Below are 19,014 nucleotides of genomic sequence, written 5' to 3' on the forward strand. Positions count from 1 at the left end.
TTCCTTTCAGACCGCGGAGATCAACCAGCAGTTATGGATCTGACGATTACGGGCAAAGTCCTGGGACAGCGTTTTTTGGCTAATTTCTTGTGCTTTCAGTCCCAGAGCAGCCAGCCCCTCATGATCCATGCGGAAGCCGCGTTTGTTATTCGAGAACATAATGGTACCGCCCTTACGCAGCAGGCGTTTCAGGTCGGTCATCAGGCGCAGGTGATCGCGTTGAACGTCAAAGCTATCTTCCATACGCTTGGAGTTAGAGAACGTTGGGGGATCGATGAAGATCAGATCAAATTGTTCGTCCGTTTCGCGTAGCCAGCCCAGCACGTCAGCCTGCATCAGACGATGCTGACGCCCGGTGAGACCGTTCAGGCGCAGGTTACGTTCTGCCCATTCCAGGTAAGTACGGGACATATCCACCGTGGTGGTACTGCGCGCGCCGCCAAGGCCAGCATGCACACTGGCGCTGCCGGTATAGGAGAACAGGTTCAGGAAGTCTTTACCCTTGCTCATCTGGCACAGCATGCGGCGGGCGATACGGTGGTCAAGGAACAGACCGGTATCCAGATAATCGGTCAGGTTAACCCACAGGCGCGCGTTGTATTCGCCCACCTCGATAAAGTCACCCTTCTCACCCATTTTCTGATACTGATTTTTGCCTTTCTGACGCTCACGGGTTTTCAGCACCAGTTTGTTAGGCGCAATGCCCAGCACCGAAATTGTTGCCGCAATCACGTCCAGCATACGCTGACGCGCTTTTTGTGCATCAATCGTTTTTGGCGGCGCATATTCCTGCACCACAACCCAGTCAGCGTAACGGTCAACCGCCACGTTGTACTCCGGCAGATCGGCATCATACAGGCGATAACATTCGATACCTTCCTGTTTCGCCCATTTTTCGAATTTCTTCAGATTCTTACGCAGGCGGTTAGCGTAATCTTCCGCCACACCCGATGGTTTACTGTCCGCCGCTTTCTCGGCCAGATGGTAGTTTTTCTGCACGCAGTCCAGCGGACCGTTTTTCGCCTTAAACTGGCGTTCGGCACGCAGTTGCAGACAGCTCAGCAGTTCTGGCGAGGCGCTAAACAGCGACAGGTTCCAGCCGCCAAAGTCATTTTTCATATTACGGCCCAGCAGGCTGTGCAGGGCAATCAGCGCCGGTTCGCTATCAAGACGCTCGCCGTAAGGCGGGTTGCTGATAACGGTACCGTATGGGCCTTTTGGCAGCGGATTGGTCAGGTTCGCGACGTCTTTCACCTCGAAGGTGACCAGCTCGCCGATACCGGCACGGCGGGCGTTGCTGCGCGCACGCTCAATGACGCGTGAGTCGCTGTCAGAGCCGTAGAAATGGGAGGTGTACTCCGCCAGACCTTTACGTGCACGGGTCTGCGCTTCGTCTTTGACCTCTTTCCACAGCGCCTCATCGTGCTGCGCCCAGCCGCTGAAGCCCCAATGGCCGCGGTGCAGGCCCGGTGCGCGGTCGGTGGCCAGCATAGCGGCCTCAATCAGCAGCGTACCGGAGCCACACATCGGGTCGAGCAGCGGTGTGCCTGGCTGCCAGCCGGAACGCATCACGATGGCGGCGGCGAGAGTCTCTTTGATGGGCGCCATACCGGTACGATCGCGATAACCACGCAGGTGCAGACCCGCGCCGCTCAGATCCAGAGAGATACTGGCGGTGTCGCCGTTGAGCCAGACGTTGATCCGCAGATCGGGATTTTCACGATCGACGTTTGGGCGTTCCTTATTTTTACGCGTGAAGCAGTCCACAATGGCGTCTTTAACGCGCAGGGCACCGTACTGGCTGTTGCGGATCTCATCGTTCACGCCATTAAAGTGCACGGCAAAGGTGGCATTCGGGGAGAAGATCTCTGTCCAGTCGATCATCTGTACGCCGGTATAGAGGTCAAGGTCGCTGTAAACCTTGCACTCTTTCATCGGCAGCATGATGCGTGATGCCAGACGGCTCCACATCAGGCTCTGGTAAATAAGCCGTGTGTCGCCCTCAAAATGGACACCACCCTGAACCACCTGGCACTCTTGCGCACCCAGGGTTTCCAGTTCAGTTTTTAACAGCTCTTCCAGCCCACGGGCCGTACTGGCAAACAGAGAATTCATATCGTCACTTTTACTCTTAGAAAATTGTCGCGCATTATAGCTAATATGGCGTGTATGTCATAAAGTTGAAGGCTTATTTTCATTCGAGGGGCTGTGCAGTGGCGACGTTATCCAGGCTTTTTATTCATCCGGTGAAATCCATGCGCGGGATCGGCGTTTCACACGCGCTGGCCGACATGAGCGGATTTGCCTTCGATCGTATCTTTATGGTCACCGAACCTGACGGTACGTTCATTACCGCACGCCAGTTCCCACAAATGGTTCGCTTTACCCCTTCCCCGCTTTATGACGGTTTGCATCTCACCGCGCCGGATGGCTCCAGCGTGGTGATCCGCTTTGCTGATTTTGCGCCTGTCGAAGCGCCAACGGAAGTGTGGGGCAATCATTTTACCGCGCGCATCGCCCCGGATGACATTAACCGCTGGCTGAGCGGCTTCTTCTCCCGGGATGTGCAGCTGCGCTGGGTCGGCCCGGCGCTGACGCGGCGCGTTAAGCGCCACGAGGCGGTCCCGCTCTCATTCGCGGACGGCTTCCCCTTCCTGCTGACTAACGACGCCTCCCTGCGCGACCTGCAGCGTCGCTGTAAAGCCAGCGTCCAGATGGAGCAGTTTCGTCCCAACCTGGTTGTTACAGGTGCTGACGCCTGGGAAGAGGATACCTGGAAGGTGATCCGTATCGGCAGCGTGGTATTTGATGTCGTGAAGCCCTGCAGTCGCTGTATCTTTACCACCGTCAGTCCCGAAAAAGGCCAGAAACACCCTTCCGGCGAGCCGTTAAAAACCCTGCAGTCATTCCGCACAGCGCAGGACAATGGCGATGTGGATTTCGGCCAGAACCTCATTCCGCGCTCAAGCGGCGTCATCCGCGTGGGTGACGAAGTCGAAATTCTCGCCCGTGGACCCGCAAGAGTGTATGGCGCAGGTCAGGAAGAAGAGTTCGTCGACGTTGAGACGCCAGCCAGTTCGCCCGTAGACATTCACTGGCAGGGCACCGTTATCCGCGGCAACAATCAGCAGGTTTTACTTGAACAGCTGGAACAAGCGGGGATCCGCGTACCTTACTCCTGCCGGGCAGGCATCTGTGGGTGCTGTCGAATCAAGCTGGTCGAAGGGGAAGTCAGCGCGCTGAAAAAATCCGCGATTGGCGATGATGGTACAATTCTGTGCTGCAGCTGTATTCCGAAAACGTCGGTACAGCTGGAAGCTTAAACGGCCTGCTCGAGGCTGAAAGCGTCTACGCGTTGCTGCGGTTTCAGCCTGTCATTCATTACCTTAATGGCATCCCCCAGTTGCATCGTCCGCCCGGCAATGGTCACACCGGGCTGGGCCAGCAGACAGAGTGCGGCATTTTCGCCAGGCTCAACCACCAGCAGGCTCACCTCTTCAGCGGTATCGCTCAGGTTTACACTCGCCGCATCGCCGGTGGCGGGGGTCCAGTTCATGCTGTGCGGTAAAAAATGCCAGCTTTTCGGCATTTGCGGTTTCAGGAATCGAATAGCCACTAACGCGTTTAATACCAGTTCGGCACGCTGCTCTTTAGAAAGCACCAGGTCGCGGCATTTTTCTTCAAAGGAGAAATAAAGCGCAGCGTCGTCAACACAAAAGCCTGACGGGGAGAAGGCGTCCGGGGTTAACATTCGGCGAGCAAAACGGGAACGAAACAACATACCATTGGCTAAATCGAGCATCATGCGGTCATGCTCGTCACAAAAATACCAGCGCCAGTTATCGTCAGGTTTAATTCGCATGTTTCTCTCCCGTCCCCAAACTTCCTGTACTAAAAATGTCCTGTTCGCCGCTTCGTTTATAACACCATTAATAAAAGACTATAATGACTAAATAAGCAACAATGACGGAATATAAAACAACCAGGGCTGGAAATAAAGCCCTGGTTGTCTGATAAAGAGAAAAGATTAGATATGAGTAACGATTTCTTTAATCAGCTGCGGTCCTTTAAAAATAAAACCGGAATAGATTTGCACCAGTGAGGCACCCGCCGCCATCTTCTCGCGAGCCGCAATCACGGAGTCGATACCACCGACGCCAATAATCGGCAGTCGTCCTTTTAATTCTGCTGACAGGGCACGAATAATTTCTGTGCTTTTTAATTGTACCGGACGTCCACTTAACCCACCCGCTTCGTCACAGTTTTTCATTCCCTGAACGAGCGAGCGATCGAGTGTGGTATTGGTCGCAATCACCCCGTCAATATTATGGCGAACTAAACTGTCGGCAACCTGGATCAATTCTTCAGCAGAAAGATCCGGTGCGATCTTAACCGCGACCGGAACATATTTATGGTGGATCGCCTGGAGCTCATTTTGTTTATTTTTAATGGCACTCAGAAGATCGTCCAGTGCTTCGCCATATTGTAAAGAGCGCAGACCCGGGGTATTTGGTGAGGAAATATTCACCGCAATATACCCCGCGTAGGCATAGACTTTTTCCATACAAATCAGATAGTCATCTTTACCCTGCTCTACCGGCGTGTCTTTATTTTTGCCAATATTGATGCCTAATACACCATCAAAATGGGCTTTTTTTACGTTCTCAACAAGGTGATCAACGCCGAGGTTATTAAAGCCCATGCGGTTGATCAGCCCTTCGGCTTCGACCAGGCGGAACAGACGCGGCTTATCATTACCTGGCTGCGGACGCGGCGTGACGGTACCGATTTCGATGGAGCCAAAGCCCATCGCGCCCAGGGCATCAATGCACTCACCATTTTTATCCAGACCCGCCGCGAGACCCAGCGGATTTTTAAAGGTCAGGCCCATGCATTGCACAGGTTTTTCCGGCACGTTTTGACGCACCAGTGCGGCCAGCGGCGTTCCGGTAATACGACGTAACTGCTGGAATGTAAATTCATGAGCGCGCTCAGGATCGAGCTGGAAAAGGGCTTTACGAACGAAGGGGTAGTACATGAACTCTCCTGGATTCCCGGTGTGCAAACCGGGAGGGGATTATGTGCGATCCGGCCCGGAAAGGGAATTGACCTGTGGCAAAAAAAACACCGTTAGACGCAATCGTTTACCTTGCAGCCCCGTTCTTATGCGCTTTTTCGCATTTTAATTGCAGATAAATCATTTAGTGGAATAACCGGGCAGTGTCACACTCCTGAAAATTGTTATGAATGTTAGATAAAAGCAAACAATTAGTTATAAGGAGCATGCATGCGCGTCATAACCCTGGCCGGAAGTCCACGATTCCCCTCTCGCTCCAGCGCACTGCTGGAATATGCCCGTGAAAAGCTCAATGCTCTGGATGTGGAAGTATGCCACTGGAATCTGCATAACTTCGACCCCGAGGATCTGCTCTACGCCCGTTTTGACAGTCCGGCGCTGCAAACGCTGACTGAACAGCTTAAAGGGGCTGATGGCTTAATCGTGGCGACGCCTATCTATAAAGCTTCGTTTTCCGGGGCCCTGAAAACGCTGCTCGATCTGCTGCCTGAACGTGCGCTGGACGGCAAAGTGGTTCTGCCACTGGCAACGGGCGGCACGGTGGCCCATTTACTGGCGGTGGATTATGCCCTCAAGCCGGTACTCAATGCGCTAAAAGCGCAGGAGATCCTCCACGGCGTCTTTGCCGACGACTCGCAGGTTATCGATTATCAACACAAGCCTCGCTTCACGCCGAATCTGCAAACCCGCCTCGACAGCGCCCTGGAAACCTTCTGGCATGCCCTGCACCGCAGAGATATCCACGCCCCGGCGTTTAACCCGTCACAGGGAGTCGCCCATGTTTAAAAGATTAACCCGTCTCGGACTGGCCGGGCTGTTAGCGCTCACCTCGCTGGCCCACGCGGCAGAGACGGCGCCTGAACATTTACGCATCGGCTATCAGAAAGGCAGCGTCAGTATGGTGCTGGCCAAAAGCCATCAGCTTCTGGAAAAACGCTTCCCGAAGACCACATTCTCCTGGATTGAGTTCCCTGCTGGCCCGCAAATGCTGGAAGCCCTGAATGTCGGAAGCATCGACCTCGGCAGCACCGGGGATATTCCGCCAATATTCGCGCAGGCGGCGGGGGCCGACCTGGTTTATGTCGGCGTTGAGCCGGCCAAGCCGAAGGCTGAGGTCATTCTGGTCCCTGAAAATAGCACCATTAAGACGGTCGCCGATCTCAAAGGCCACAAGGTTGCATTCCAGAAAGGCTCCAGCTCGCATAACCTGCTGCTGCGGGCCCTGCAGGAGGCCGGGCTTAAATTCACCGACATTCAACCCGTTTATTTGACGCCGGCTGATGCTCGCGCCGCTTTCCAGCAGGGCAATGTCGACGCGTGGGCTATCTGGGATCCCTACTACTCCGCAGCTTTACTGCAGGGTGGCGTGCGGGTATTAAAAGATGGCACCACGCTGAAACAAACCGGCTCGTTCTACCTCGCCGCGCGCCCGTATGCGGAAAAGAATGGCGCTTTTATTCAGGATGTTCTTAACACCTTTACTCAGGCGGATGCGCTAACGCAAAGCCAACGTCAGGAGAGCATTACCCTGCTGGCGAAAACCATGGGCTTACCTGAGCCGGTGATCGCGAGCTATCTCGATCACCGTCCACAGACCACCATTACCCCGGTGGACGCACACGTCGCTGCGCTCCAGCAGCAAACCGCAGATATCTTCTATCAAAATCGCCTTGTTCCAAAACAGGTGAATATTCGCGAACGCATCTGGCAACCCGCAGGCAAAGAAGGAACCAAATCATGAGTCTGAATCTTTTCTGGTTTTTACCCACCCACGGTGATGGACACTATCTTGGTACAGAAGAGGGTTCACGCCCGGTTGACCACGGCTATCTGCAGCAGATTGCGCAGGCAGCTGACCGAATCGGTTTTACCGGCGTACTGATCCCCACCGGACGCTCGTGCGAGGATGCGTGGCTGGTAGCCGCATCGATGATCCCCGTGACCCAACGCCTGAAGTTCCTCGTGGCACTCCGTCCGAGCGTGGTCTCCCCGACCGTCGCGGCGCGCCAGGCGGCAACGCTCGACCGGCTCTCTAACGGCCGGGCCCTGTTTAACCTGGTCACCGGAAGCGATCCGCAGGAGCTGGCGGGTGACGGCGTGTTCCTCGATCACACCGAACGCTATGAAGCGTCCGCCGAGTTCACCCGCGTCTGGCGACGTCTGCTGGAGGGGGAAACCGTCACCTTCGAAGGTAAACATATTCACGTTCGCGACGCCAGGCTCTACTTCCCGCCGGTGCAGCAGCCGCGCCCTCCTCTTTACTTCGGCGGCTCATCAGATGTGGCGCAGGATCTGGCGGCAGAACAGGTTGATCTCTACCTCACCTGGGGTGAGCCGCCCGAGCTGGTCAAAGAGAAAATTGCCCAGGTGCGCGCTAAAGCGGCAGCGCATGGTCGCAAGGTACGCTTTGGTATTCGCCTGCATGTGATTGTGCGTGAAACCAATGAAGAAGCCTGGCAGGCGGCCGACCGGCTGATCGCGCATCTCGATGATGAGACTATCGCTAAAGCTCAGGCGGCGTTTGCGAAAACCGACTCCGTCGGCCAGCACAGAATGGCGTCATTGCACAACGGTAAGCGCGAGAATCTGGAGATCAGCCCGAACCTGTGGGCGGGCGTCGGCCTGGTGCGCGGCGGTGCGGGTACCGCGCTGGTCGGCGACGGTCCAACTGTGGCTGCGCGGATCAATGAATACGCGGACCTGGGTATCGACAGTTTTATCCTCTCCGGTTATCCGCACCTGGAAGAGGCCTACAAAGTGGGCGAGCTGTTATTCCCGCATCTGGATGTCGCCATCCCGGACGTACCGCAGCCCCGCCAGCTCCAGCTTCAGGGCGAAGCCGTGGCTAACGAGTTTATCCCGCGAAGAGCCGCACAAAGCTAAGGAGTTGCCATGTCTGCCCCCTCACAAAAATGGTTGCTACGTGCCGCCCCATGGTTTTTACCCGTTGGCATTGTGCTTGTCTGGCAACTCGCGTCCTCTGCCGGCTGGCTGTCGAGCCGTATTCTGCCCTCTCCGGAGGGCGTAATAGAGGCATTCTGGTCGCTGAGCGTCAGCGGCGAACTCTGGCAGCATCTGGCCATCAGCTCATGGCGCGCGGTAATTGGTTTTTCGATTGGCGGAAGCATCGGCCTGGTACTGGGTCTGATCAGCGGGCTTTCTCGCTGGGGCGAGCGGCTGCTCGATACCTCCATTCAGATGCTGCGTAATGTGCCGCATCTGGCGCTGATCCCGCTGGTCATTTTATGGTTTGGTATTGATGAGAGCGCCAAAATTTTCCTCGTCGCGCTGGGTACGCTGTTCCCGATTTACATTAATACCTGGCATGGGATCCGCAACATCGATCGCGGACTGGTCGAAATGGCACGCAGTTACGGCCTGTCCGGTTTTGCCCTCTTTATGCATGTGATCCTGCCGGGCGCCCTGCCCTCCATAATGGTCGGCGTGCGCTTTGCGCTCGGCCTGATGTGGCTGACGCTGATTGTGGCAGAGACCATCTCTGCAAACTCAGGGATTGGCTATCTGGCGATGAACGCCCGCGAATTCCTGCAAACGGACGTGGTGGTGGTGGCCATTATCCTCTATGCCCTGCTCGGCAAACTTGCCGACGTCAGCGCCCAGTGGCTGGAACGCAGCTGGCTGCGCTGGAATCCAGCCTATATTTCACAGGAGGCTAAAGCATGAATACTGCCCGACTGACTCAGGGTACACCGCTGCTCCTTAACGGTGTCACGAAGCGCTATGGCGAAAACACGATTCTCAACGCGCTGGATCTGCATATTCCTGCCGGACAATTTGTCGCCATTGTGGGCCGCAGTGGCGGCGGCAAGAGTACGCTGTTACGCCTTTTAGCCGGGCTAGAATCCCCCAACGGCGGCGAAATTCTGGCAGGCGCGACACCGCTGGCCACTATTCAGGATGATACCCGCATGATGTTTCAGGACGCGCGCCTGCTGCCCTGGAAAACGGTGATTGATAATGTCGGACTGGGCCTCAACGGCAACTGGCGGGATGAAGCCCGCCAGGCGCTGGCCGCCGTAGGGCTGGAAAACCGTGCGGATGAATGGCCTGCTGCGCTCTCCGGCGGGCAGAAGCAACGCGTGGCGCTGGCGCGAGCGCTGATACATCGTCCGGGCTTGCTGCTGTTGGATGAGCCACTCGGCGCGCTCGACGCCCTGACGCGAATCGAAATGCAGGACCTGATTGCCGCGCTCTGGCAAAAGCATGGCTTTACGGTACTTCTGGTGACGCACGACGTGAGCGAAGCCGTCGCGATGGCAGACCGCGTGCTGCTAATAGAAGAAGGGAAAATCGGTCTTGATGTCACGGTCGATATTGCGCGTCCGCGCCGCGTAGGGTCGGCAAGACTGGCAGAGCTGGAGGCGGAAGTGCTGAATCGGGTGATGAAGCGCGGGGTCAGCGAGCGAGCGTTAATGACGGCTCACGGCTGACATCCTCCCTCTCCCACCGGGAGAGGGAGGATGGGTCTTTCGATCAGGCCAGTGCCTTAGCGATCTTCTCGTACAGATCGCCAGACAGGTTTTCCAGCCCTTTCAGCTGCTCAAGCGCAGCACGCATTTTCGCCTGGCGCTGTGCATCATAGCGTTTCAGACGGATCAACGGCTCAATCAGGCGTGACGCCACCTGTGGGTTACGGCTGTTCAGCTCGGTCAACATTTCCACCATAAACTGATAACCGCTGCCATCTTCCGCATGGAACGCCGCCGGGTTGCTGCTGGCAAACGCGCCAATCAGGGAACGCACGCGGTTTGGGTTGCTCATGGTGAAGGAGCGATGCTTCAGCAGACTGCGTACATTGCTGAGGACATCGGCCGCCGGGCTGGTGGCCTGCAGGATGAACCACTTGTCCATGACCAGACCATCCTGATGCCACTTGTCATCGTACTCCTGCATCAGCGCATCACGGCATGGCAGTTCGGCGGCAACACTTGCAGCCAGGGCTGCCAGCGCGTCGGTCATGTTGTCTGCTTCGTGATACTGCTTGCTCACCAGCGTGTTTGCCAGCTCGCGCTCACCGAAGGCCAGATAACGCAGGCAGGTGTTACGCAGGGAACGTTTACCGATGTCAGCATGTTCCACACGATAAGCGTCAAGCTTATTAGCGTTGTAGATTGCGAGGAATTCGTCTGCAAGCTCGTTCGCCAGCGTACGGGTCAGCGCTTCACGCACCGCCACAATGGCAATCGGATCGATGATGTCGAACAGTTCGGCGATTTCGCCTGCGGATGGCAACGTCAGAATTTCAGCCGCCAGCGCCGGGTCAATCTTCTCATCCAGCAGGACTGCACGGAATGCGTCCGCAACGTGAACCGGCAGCGACAGCGGCTGGCCCTGCTGATGACGATTAACGTTCAGCTTGATGTAGGTCGCCAGCAGGCTTTGCGCCGCATCCCAGCGTGAGAAGTCATTGCGTGCATGGCGCATCAGGAACGTCAGTTGCTGGTCGCTCCACTTATATTCCAGTTTCACGGGCGCAGAGAATTCACACAGCAGCGCGGGAACCGGCTGGAAATAGACGTTATCAAAGATAAAGGTCTGTTCCGCCTGGGTCACGTTCAGGACGTGGTGGACCGGATGGCCGCCCTTCTGCAGCGGGATCACGTTACCCTCGTTGTCATACAGTTCAATACTGAACGGAATGTGCAGCGGGTGTTTTTCTTCCTGCTCTGCCGTTGGCGGTGTGCGCTGGCTGATGGTCAGGGTGTACTGCTCGGTTTCCGGGTTGTAGTCGTCTTTGACGGTGACAATCGGCGTCCCGGCCTGGCTGTACCAGCGGCGGAAATGGGAAAGATCGACATTAGACGCATCCTCCATCGCCTGCACAAAATCGTCGCAGGTGGCTGCGCTGCCGTCATGACGCTCGAAGTAGAGCTGCATCCCTTTCTGGAAGTTCTCTTCACCCAGCAGGGTATGGATCATGCGGATAATTTCCGCCCCTTTTTCGTACACCGTCAGGGTGTAGAAGTTATTCATCTCGATGACTTTATCGGGACGGATAGGGTGTGCCATTGGGCTGGCATCTTCCGCAAACTGCAGGCCACGCATGGTGCGCACGTTGTTAATGCGGTTCACCGCACGGGAACCCAGATCGGAACTGAACTCCTGGTCACGGAAGACGGTCAGGCCCTCTTTCAGGCTCAGCTGGAACCAGTCACGGCAGGTGACGCGGTTTCCGGTCCAGTTATGGAAATACTCGTGTCCGATGACGCGTTCAATATCCAGGTAATCTTTATCGGTCGCGGTATCGGTTCGCGCCAGCACGTATTTGGAGTTAAAGACGTTAAGACCTTTATTCTCCATCGCGCCCATGTTGAAGAAGTCGACAGCAACGATCATATAGATGTCGAGGTCATACTCGAGGCCAAAGCGCTCTTCATCCCACTTCATGGAGTTGATAAGCGAGGTCATCGCCCATGGCGCGCGGTCCAGATTGCCGCGGTCGACGAACAACTCCAGCGCGACGTCGCGGCCTGAACGGGTTTTGAACGTATCACGCAGCACGTCGAAATCACCCGCCACCAGCGCAAACAGGTAGCACGGTTTCGGGAACGGATCCTGCCACTGTACCCAGTGGCGACCGTTTTCCAGCTCGCCTTCACCTACGCGGTTGCCGTTGGAAAGCAGGAACGGATAGAGGGTTTTATCGGCGATGATTTTCGTTGTAAAGCGTGCCAGCACGTCCGGGCGGTCAAGATACCAGGTAATGTGGCGGAAACCTTCGGCCTCACACTGGGTGCACAGGGCCACGCCAGACTGGTAAAGCCCTTCCAGCGCCGTGTTGGCAGCCGGGCTGATTTCATTCACGATGCGCAGCGTAAAGCGTTCCGGCAGGTTGTCGATAACCAGCTGGTTGCCTTCTATTTTATAGTCAGACCATGCTTGATCATTGATTTGCACGGAGACCAGCGTCAGGTCTTCACCATCCAGACGCAGCGGCACAGCCGTCGCGCTCTGGCGCGTGAGCTGGCTTACCGCCGTGACAACGGTTTTAGTGGCATCCAGGTCAAAAGTCAGATCGATATCGCTAATCAGGTAATCCGGCGCACGGTAGTCGTGGCGGTATTTGGCTTGTGGCTGTTGTGTCATAGAAAACCTTATGCATCGTTTGTCGAATAACGAATCCAGTCTATTCCTGTTGTGTAAAACGCGCTATGCAGAATGTTCATCTTTTCAGGTACAAACACCTTTTTCGCTACATTTGTATAACACGGGGCACAAAATGCCCTCGACCATAAAGAGCGCTTATGTTGTGATCGGGGTTCAATAAATCACTAAACAAGGTATACTCCGGAGTTGTTTATTGTACTAAACGCTCCTGTGAGAGGATGCTACTGCGCACCTATGACTCAATTCGCTTCTCCTGTTCTGCATACATTGCTGGATACCGACGCGTATAAACTGCATATGCAGCAAGCCGTTTTCCACCATTACTATGACGTCCATGTCGCGGCGGAATTCCGCTGCCGTGGTGACGACTTGCTCGGTATCTACGCAGACTCCATTCGTGAACAGGTCGATGCTATGCAGCATCTGACGCTGCAGGACGACGAATATCAGTGGCTCTCTGGCCTGCCCTTCTTTAAAGCTGACTACCTGAACTGGCTGCGCGACTTCCGCTATAAGCCGGAGCAGGTGACCGTGGTCAATGATAACGGCAAGCTGGATATTCGTCTTGAAGGCCCGTGGCGTGAAGTGATCATGTGGGAAGTTCCGCTTCTCGCGGTGATCAGTGAACTGGCCCACCGCTACCGTTCGCCGGAAACCGGCGTTGAGCAGGCGGTCGCGTCGCTGGAAAATAAACTGGCCGCATTCTCAACGCTGACCGAAGGGCTGGATATGTCCCGCTTCCGCCTGATGGATTTTGGCACGCGTCGCCGTTTCTCTCGCGAAGTGCAGCAGGCTATTGTGAAGCGTCTGCAGCAGGAGCCGTGGTTCGTGGGCACCAGCAACTACGATCTGGCACGTCGTCTGGATCTGACCCCGATGGGCACCCAGGCGCATGAGTGGTTCCAGGCGCATCAGCAGATAAGCCCGGACCTGGCAAACAGCCAACGTGCCGCACTGGCCGCGTGGCTGGAAGAATATCCCAATCAACTGGGCATCGCGCTTACCGACTGTATTACGATGGACGCGTTTCTGCGTGATTTTGGCCCTGAATTTGCCGAACGTTATCAGGGATTACGCCATGATTCCGGGGATCCGGTTGAATGGGGTGAAAAGGCCATTGCCCATTACGAAAAACTGGGCATTGACCCAATGAGCAAGGTGCTGGTCTTCTCCGATAACCTCGATCTGGCGAAAGCGGTCGATCTCTATCGTCATTTCACCTCCAGAATTAACCTGAGCTTTGGGATTGGCACCCGTCTGACCTGCGACATCCCTCAGGTAAAACCTCTGAACATCGTGATAAAACTGGTGGAATGTAACGGTAAGCCGGTAGCGAAGCTCTCCGATAGCCCCGGTAAAACCATCTGCCATGACAAAGCCTTTGTGCGCGCATTACGCAAAGCATTCGATCTGCCGCAGATCAAAAAAGCCAGTTAACTGCTTTCGGGAGCCTTTCAGGCTCCCCTCTCCTCAATTTATTTCTTAATTCTTCTCTTTTGACTGCGAAATCTGCTTGTCTGATGGCGGATGCCAGGTAACATAGATATCCCCCCCAGTAAGGGTGGACAAGTGTTTATTTTTTCCGACTATTAACAGAGAGAATATTATGAGCGTTGTGCCTGTAGCCGACGTACTCCAGGGCCGTGTCGCCGTTGACCAAGAAGTCACCGTGCGCGGATGGGTGCGTACTCGCCGAGATTCTAAAGCTGGCATCTCCTTCCTTGCCGTCTATGACGGTTCCTGCTTTGATCCTGTACAGGCCGTCATTAATAATTCTCTGCCCAATTACAATGATGACGTTCTGCGCCTGACAACGGGTTGTTCCGTTATCGTAACCGGTGTTGTTGTGGCATCGCCTGGTCAGGGTCAGAGTTTCGAAATTCAGGCCTCTGCCATTGAAGTCACTGGCTGGGTTGAAGATCCTGACACCTACCCAATGGCGGCAAAACGTCACAGCATTGAATATCTGCGTGAAGTGGCGCACCTGCGTCCACGCACCAACCTGATTGGTGCGGTTGCCCGCGTGCGTCATACGCTGGCGCAGGCGCTGCATCGTTTCTTCGATGAGCAGGGTTATTTCTGGGTGTCTACTCCACTGATCACTGCGTCCGATACGGAAGGTGCGGGTGAAATGTTCCGCGTCTCTACGCTGGACATGGAAAACCTGCCGCGTACGCCAGAAGGTAAAGTGGACTATGACAAAGACTTCTTCGGTAAAGAGGCCTTCCTGACGGTTTCTGGTCAGCTCAACGGTGAAACTTACGCCTGCGCGCTGTCCAAAATCTACACCTTTGGTCCTACCTTCCGTGCAGAAAACTCCAACACCAGCCGTCACCTGGCGGAATTCTGGATGCTGGAGCCTGAAGTGGCGTTCGCAGATCTGGATGATGTCGCGGGTCTGGCAGAAGCGATGCTGAAATATGTCTTCAAAGCGGTGCTGGAAGAGCGTCCTGACGACATGAAATTCTTCGCAGAGCGTGTCGACAGCGATGCAGTCGCACGTCTGGAGCGTTTCGTCTCAGCAGATTTCGCGCAGGTGGACTACACCGACGCGGTGGCCATCCTCGAGAAATGCGGAGAGAAGTTTGAGAACCCGGTTTACTGGGGTGTTGACCTGGCGTCTGAGCACGAGCGTTACCTGGCCGAGAAGCACTTCAAAGCACCGGTTGTGGTGAAAAACTACCCGAAAGACATTAAGGCCTTCTATATGCGCCTTAACGAAGACGGTAAAACCGTTGCGGCGATGGACGTCCTGGCACCGGGCATTGGTGAAATCATCGGTGGTTCTCAGCGTGAAGAGCGTCTTGACGTACTGGACGCACGCATGGAAGAGATGGGCCTTAATCCTGCGGATTACAGCTGGTATCGCGATTTACGCCGTTACGGTACCGTCCCGCATGCCGGTTTTGGTCTGGGCTTTGAGCGTCTGATCGCCTATGTCACCGGTGTTCAGAACGTCCGTGACGTTATTCCATTCCCACGCACACCGCGTAACGCCAGTTTCTAATCGACTGAATAACAAATGGCCAGCAATTGCTGGCCATTATTTTATTCTGCATTGTCAGTTTTCGTCAGCGCAAAGTCAGCATTTTTAAACCACAACCCCGTTACAACCACTACCTGTTACGTTTTGTTTCCATGAAACATCTACGCACAAAAAATAAACCCTATTCTTATTGCGCTTATTGCAATCTGAAGCAATAGCACAAAATTCAACCAGTTTTACAGCCATCCAGAAGTCTCTTTCGGGTCATAAGAAAAAATGAGCCGTTTGGCTTCTGTTTATACGAATTGCCTTTATCTAAATTAATTATAAGCTTTTCATATAGATATCAATATATCTGCCGTTTAATTCGCCAGTGGACGCTGAAATTTGAGGTGGTTCACAAAGTTCCGAAAAATACATATTTAGTTACACATTATTTCTTTTTGTAACTTAATCTTGAGAATTGTAGCACTTTCAGGCTAGCGAAACGGTTCTATGAATGGAAAGATGCCTGTCAGATACATAAAGACACCTAACTCTCATCAATAGTTCCGGAAATATTTATTGACAGAATTTATTGACGGCAGTGGCGAGTGTCATAAAAAAACCAATGAGGGTAATAAATAATGATGAAGCGCAATATTCTGGCAGTGGTAATCCCTGCCCTGCTGGTAGCCGGTGCAGCTAACGCTGCAGAAATCTATAACAAGAACGGCAACAAACTGGACTTCTACGGGAAAGTTAACGCCGAGCACGATTTCGTGACCTCTGGCGATAACACGAATAACAACGACGCTACCTACGCGCAGATCGGTTTCAAAGGTGAAACTCAGATCAACGACCAGCTGACCGGTTATGGCCAGTGGGAATACCGTTTCATGGCTAACCAGGCTGAGAACACTGCTCAGGCTAACAAAAACCGTCTGGCTTTCGCGGGCCTGAAAGCGGGTGACGCTGGCAGCATCGACTATGGTCGTAACTACGGTATCGTTTATGACGTTGAGTCATACACCGATATGGCGCCGTCCTTCTCAGGTATGACCTGGGGCGGTAACTACGTTGATAACTTTATGACCAGCCGTGGCACTGGCCTGCTGACCTACCGTAACAGCGATTTCTTCGGTCTGGTTGACGGTCTGAGCATGGGCGTACAGTACCAGGGTAAAAACGACCGTGCTGACGTTAAAACCTCTAACGGTGACGGCGTAGGTTACTCCCTGGGTTACGACTTCGGCGAAGGCTTCGGTGCAATCGCATCTTACAGCAACGCTAACCGTACTCTGAACCAGAAGGCTGATGGTCAGGGTGACAAAGCTGAAGCATGGGGTGTTGGTCTGAAATACGACGCTAACAACCTGTACCTGGCAACCACCTATGCAGAAACCCGTAACACCACCCGTACCGGTTCTAGCGGTGATGCTGGTTTTGCTAACAAAACTCAGAACTTCGAAGTGGTTGCTCAGTACCAGTTCGACTTCGGCCTGCGCCCAGCCATCTCCTACGTGCAGACCAAAGGTAAAGACCTGGCTGCCGTCGGCGGCTTCAGCGGTGGCGATGCAGACCTGGCTAAATTCATCCAGGTGGGTACCACTTACTACTTCAACAAAAACTTCAACGTGTGGGCTGACTACTACATCAACCTGCTGGACAAAGACACCGACTACGCGAAAGCGGTTGGCGGTCTGAACGGCAACGACGATATGGCAGCAGTGGGTGTGACCTACCAGTTCTAATCAGTACACCACTTTGTTATATGCTTAATGAACAGGGCTTCGGCCCTGTTTTTTTTATGTCTGATAGCAAAAAATGGCGACTTTTGAAAAGCCGCACGCTTTTTGTCGCAAACGGTTGGCATTTTGTAAATCTACCGTTAACCTGATAGCGGATTTCACTTCTGTAATCACAATGGAACTTCGTCATGTTTGAGAACATTACCGCCGCTCCTGCCGACCCTATTCTGGGCCTGGCCGATCTGTTTCGTGCCGACGACCGCCCTGGTAAAATCAACCTGGGTATTGGTGTATATAAAGATGAAACCGGCAAAACCCCGGTGCTGACCAGCGTTAAAAAAGCTGAGCAGTATCTGCTGGAAAATGAAACCACCAAAAATTACCTCGGTATTGATGGTATCCCTGAATTTGGTCGTTGCACTCAGGAACTGCTGTTCGGCAAAGGCAGTGCAATTGTGAGCGACAAGCGTGCGCGTACAGCACAGACCCCTGGCGGTACCGGCGCGCTGCGCGTCGCGGCGGATTTCCTTGCGAAAAACACCTCTGTTAAGCGTGTCTGGGTGAGCAACCCAAGCTGGCCAAACCACAAGAGCGTATTCAACTCTGCAGGCCTGGAAGTACGCGAATATGCTTACTACGACGCGGCTAACCACTCTCTGGACTTCGACGGTCTGCTGGCCAGCCTGAACGAGGCTCAGGCGGGTGATGTGGTGCTGTTCCACGGCTGCTGCCACAACCCAACCGGTATTGATCCAACGCTGGAACAGTGGGAACAGCTGGCGAAGCTCTCCGTAGAAAAAGGCTGGCTGCCGCTGTTTGACTTTGCATACCAGGGCTTCGCCCGTGGTCTGGAAGAAGATGCGGAAGGCCTGCGCGCTTTTGCTGCCGTGCATCAGGAACTGATCGTGGCAAGCTCTTACTCCAAGAACTTCGGTCTGTACAATGAGCGTGTCGGTGCCTGTACGCTGGTTGCGGCGAACACTGAAACCGTTGATCGTGCATTCAGCCAGATGAAATCCGTGATCCGCGCTAACTACTCTAACCCGCCTGCACACGGTGCCTCTGTCGTTGCGACTATCCTGAGCAACGATGCACTGCGTGCTATCTGGGAACAAGAGCTGAACGATATGCGTCAGCGTATTCAGCGCATGCGTCTGCTGTTTGTGAACACCCTTGCGGAGAAAGGCGCTGACCGTGACTTCAGCTTTATTATTAAGCAGAACGGTATGTTCTCTTTCAGCGGCCTGACCAAAGAACAGGTTCTGCGTCTGCGTGAAGAGTTTGGCGTCTACGCCGTGGCGTCTGGTCGCGTCAACGTTGCAGGCATGACCCCAGACAATATGGCGCCGCTGTGCGAAGCCATCGTCGCCGTGCTGTAAATTGCCCCCATAAAAAAAGCCTGCGTAATGCAGGCTTTTTTTTATTCTGGTTACCAGACAGGCATTTCGTCCTGAAGGAACGGGTTATGAAGTCGTTCATAACCCAGCGTCGACATCGGACCGTGTCCAGGGATAAACGTCACATCATCGCCCAGCGGCAACAACTTCTGTTTAATCGACTGAATCAGCTGTCCGTGGTCGCCACGTGGAAAATCGCTGCGTCCTACGCCACCTTTGAAAATCACATCGCCGGAAATCAGCAGACGGGACTGGTCATCAAAGAAGACAATATGGCCTGGCGTATGCCCAGGACAATGCAACACCTGTAAAGTCACATTCCCTACGTTAACGCGCTCTCCTTCATTTAGCCAGCGATCGGGCGTCAGGGGCAGACACTCATCAAGGCCAAACATGCGGCTCTGGGCTGGTAAACCCTGCAGCCAGAACTCATCTTCTTTTTCCGGACCGATCACAGGCACACCGAAGTGCTGTGCCAGCTCCGCCGCCGCACCAACATGATCAAGATGACCATGCGTCAGTAAAATCTGCATCAGCGTGACACCGCTATCAGCGACTTCCTGCTTGATTTTCTCAGCGTCACCGCCGGGATCGACAAGCGCGGCCAGTTTGGTTTGCTCACACCAGATTAATGAACAATTCTGGGAGAATGCAGTAACCGGAATAATACGATAGTTCATACTGCTCCTGTGTTTC

Annotated in this window: 15 protein-coding genes; 10 read left to right on the forward strand and 5 right to left on the reverse strand. The window is 54.4% G+C overall.

Annotated features, from left to right (window positions below; all coding sequences use genetic code 11):
* Window positions 1–6: 6 nt before the first annotated feature.
* Window positions 7–2,115, reverse strand: coding sequence for a bifunctional 23S rRNA (guanine(2069)-N(7))-methyltransferase RlmK/23S rRNA (guanine(2445)-N(2))-methyltransferase RlmL (rlmKL, locus tag BJ887_RS14385; RefSeq protein ID WP_121340033.1), 2,109 nt, complete (start codon window positions 2,113–2,115; stop codon window positions 7–9).
* Between the two features lie 98 nt (window positions 2,116–2,213).
* On the opposite strand from rlmKL, the gene BJ887_RS14390 reads away from it, so the two are divergent.
* Window positions 2,214–3,323, forward strand: coding sequence for a YcbX family protein (locus BJ887_RS14390; RefSeq protein WP_025204540.1), 1,110 nt, complete (start codon window positions 2,214–2,216; stop codon window positions 3,321–3,323).
* Here BJ887_RS14390 and zapC read toward each other — a convergent pair.
* Together zapC and pyrD are read right to left on the reverse strand one after the other, a co-directional pair.
* Window positions 3,320–3,862: a cell division protein ZapC gene (zapC, locus tag BJ887_RS14395; RefSeq protein WP_025204541.1), complete on the reverse strand. Its 543-nt coding sequence runs from the start codon at window positions 3,860–3,862 to the stop codon at window positions 3,320–3,322. The genes BJ887_RS14390 and zapC overlap by 4 nt on opposite strands.
* Before the next feature lie 165 nt (window positions 3,863–4,027).
* On the reverse strand, window positions 4,028–5,038 hold the full coding sequence (gene pyrD / locus BJ887_RS14400; protein WP_020884800.1) for a quinone-dependent dihydroorotate dehydrogenase: 1,011 nt from the start codon (window positions 5,036–5,038) through the stop codon (window positions 4,028–4,030).
* A gap of 249 nt (window positions 5,039–5,287) precedes the next feature.
* Between pyrD and ssuE the strand changes: the two genes are divergently transcribed.
* The 5 genes from ssuE to ssuB are packed head-to-tail and all read left to right on the forward strand — an operon-like array spanning window position 5,288 to window position 9,528.
* Window positions 5,288–5,863 (forward strand): NADPH-dependent FMN reductase, encoded by a 576-nt coding sequence (gene ssuE / locus BJ887_RS14405; RefSeq protein ID WP_025204542.1) that lies wholly within the window; start codon window positions 5,288–5,290, stop codon window positions 5,861–5,863.
* On the forward strand, window positions 5,856–6,818 hold the full coding sequence (locus BJ887_RS14410) for a sulfonate ABC transporter substrate-binding protein (protein WP_044866351.1): 963 nt from the start codon (window positions 5,856–5,858) through the stop codon (window positions 6,816–6,818). The genes ssuE and BJ887_RS14410 overlap by 8 nt, the downstream gene beginning before the upstream one ends.
* A complete protein-coding gene (gene ssuD / locus BJ887_RS14415; RefSeq protein WP_014169416.1) occupies window positions 6,815–7,960 on the forward strand; it encodes an FMNH2-dependent alkanesulfonate monooxygenase in 1,146 nt (381 codons plus the stop codon). The genes BJ887_RS14410 and ssuD overlap by 4 nt, the downstream gene beginning before the upstream one ends.
* 9 nt (window positions 7,961–7,969) lie before the next feature.
* Window positions 7,970–8,761: an aliphatic sulfonate ABC transporter permease SsuC gene (gene ssuC / locus BJ887_RS14420; protein WP_044866350.1), complete on the forward strand. Its 792-nt coding sequence runs from the start codon at window positions 7,970–7,972 to the stop codon at window positions 8,759–8,761.
* Entirely contained in the window at window positions 8,758–9,528 is a 771-nt protein-coding gene (gene ssuB / locus BJ887_RS14425) for an aliphatic sulfonates ABC transporter ATP-binding protein (protein WP_032681326.1), read from the forward strand. The genes ssuC and ssuB overlap by 4 nt, the downstream gene beginning before the upstream one ends.
* A gap of 43 nt (window positions 9,529–9,571) precedes the next feature.
* Here ssuB and pepN read toward each other — a convergent pair whose 3' ends face one another.
* A complete protein-coding gene (pepN, locus tag BJ887_RS14430) occupies window positions 9,572–12,184 on the reverse strand; it encodes an aminopeptidase N (RefSeq protein WP_063925140.1) in 2,613 nt (870 codons plus the stop codon).
* 255 nt (window positions 12,185–12,439) lie between these two features.
* Here pepN and pncB point away from each other — a divergent pair, with 255 nt between their 5' ends.
* The 4 genes from pncB to aspC all read left to right on the forward strand — a co-directional run bounded on the left by pncB (window position 12,440) and on the right by aspC (window position 18,300).
* Window positions 12,440–13,642: a nicotinate phosphoribosyltransferase gene (gene pncB, locus BJ887_RS14435; RefSeq protein ID WP_025204545.1), complete on the forward strand. Its 1,203-nt coding sequence runs from the start codon at window positions 12,440–12,442 to the stop codon at window positions 13,640–13,642.
* Window positions 13,643–13,811: 169 nt separating this feature from the next.
* The gene (gene asnS, locus BJ887_RS14440; protein ID WP_032677806.1) at window positions 13,812–15,212 is read left to right on the forward strand and encodes an asparagine--tRNA ligase; all 1,401 of its coding nucleotides are present in this window, start codon (window positions 13,812–13,814) and stop codon (window positions 15,210–15,212) included.
* A 605-nt stretch (window positions 15,213–15,817) separates the two neighbouring features.
* On the forward strand, window positions 15,818–16,924 hold the full coding sequence (locus tag BJ887_RS14445) for a porin (protein ID WP_050736580.1): 1,107 nt from the start codon (window positions 15,818–15,820) through the stop codon (window positions 16,922–16,924).
* 185 nt (window positions 16,925–17,109) lie between these two features.
* Window positions 17,110–18,300 (forward strand): aspartate transaminase, encoded by a 1,191-nt coding sequence (aspC, locus tag BJ887_RS14450; RefSeq protein ID WP_020884809.1) that lies wholly within the window; start codon window positions 17,110–17,112, stop codon window positions 18,298–18,300.
* Window positions 18,301–18,350: 50 nt separating this feature from the next.
* On the opposite strand, the gene BJ887_RS14455 is transcribed toward aspC, so the two are convergent.
* Window positions 18,351–18,998: an MBL fold metallo-hydrolase gene (locus BJ887_RS14455; protein WP_020884810.1), complete on the reverse strand. Its 648-nt coding sequence runs from the start codon at window positions 18,996–18,998 to the stop codon at window positions 18,351–18,353.
* Window positions 18,999–19,014: the final 16 nt, after the last annotated feature.

This window comes from Enterobacter sp. WPR_3_1 (assembly GCF_003635055.1).
In the GTDB taxonomy this organism is placed as follows: domain Bacteria; phylum Pseudomonadota; class Gammaproteobacteria; order Enterobacterales; family Enterobacteriaceae; genus Enterobacter; species Enterobacter ludwigii.

What these genes read in the sequence shown, in the direction of transcription:
- rlmKL (WP_121340033.1), bottom strand. Translation starts at nt 2,115, where the DNA reads ATGAATTCTCTGTTTGCCAGTACGGCCCGTGGGCTGGAAGAGCTGTTA.
- zapC (WP_025204541.1), bottom strand. Translation starts at nt 3,862, where the DNA reads ATGCGAATTAAACCTGACGATAACTGGCGCTGGTATTTTTGTGACGAG.
- pyrD (WP_020884800.1), bottom strand. Translation starts at nt 5,038, where the DNA reads ATGTACTACCCCTTCGTTCGTAAAGCCCTTTTCCAGCTCGATCCTGAG.
- ssuE (WP_025204542.1), top strand. Translation starts at nt 5,288, where the DNA reads ATGCGCGTCATAACCCTGGCCGGAAGTCCACGATTCCCCTCTCGCTCC.
- BJ887_RS14410 (WP_044866351.1), top strand. Translation starts at nt 5,856, where the DNA reads ATGTTTAAAAGATTAACCCGTCTCGGACTGGCCGGGCTGTTAGCGCTC.
- ssuD (WP_014169416.1), top strand. Translation starts at nt 6,815, where the DNA reads ATGAGTCTGAATCTTTTCTGGTTTTTACCCACCCACGGTGATGGACAC.
- ssuC (WP_044866350.1), top strand. Translation starts at nt 7,970, where the DNA reads ATGTCTGCCCCCTCACAAAAATGGTTGCTACGTGCCGCCCCATGGTTT.
- ssuB (WP_032681326.1), top strand. Translation starts at nt 8,758, where the DNA reads ATGAATACTGCCCGACTGACTCAGGGTACACCGCTGCTCCTTAACGGT.
- pepN (WP_063925140.1), bottom strand. Translation starts at nt 12,184, where the DNA reads ATGACACAACAGCCACAAGCCAAATACCGCCACGACTACCGTGCGCCG.
- pncB (WP_025204545.1), top strand. Translation starts at nt 12,440, where the DNA reads ATGACTCAATTCGCTTCTCCTGTTCTGCATACATTGCTGGATACCGAC.
- asnS (WP_032677806.1), top strand. Translation starts at nt 13,812, where the DNA reads ATGAGCGTTGTGCCTGTAGCCGACGTACTCCAGGGCCGTGTCGCCGTT.
- BJ887_RS14445 (WP_050736580.1), top strand. Translation starts at nt 15,818, where the DNA reads ATGATGAAGCGCAATATTCTGGCAGTGGTAATCCCTGCCCTGCTGGTA.
- aspC (WP_020884809.1), top strand. Translation starts at nt 17,110, where the DNA reads ATGTTTGAGAACATTACCGCCGCTCCTGCCGACCCTATTCTGGGCCTG.
- BJ887_RS14455 (WP_020884810.1), bottom strand. Translation starts at nt 18,998, where the DNA reads ATGAACTATCGTATTATTCCGGTTACTGCATTCTCCCAGAATTGTTCA.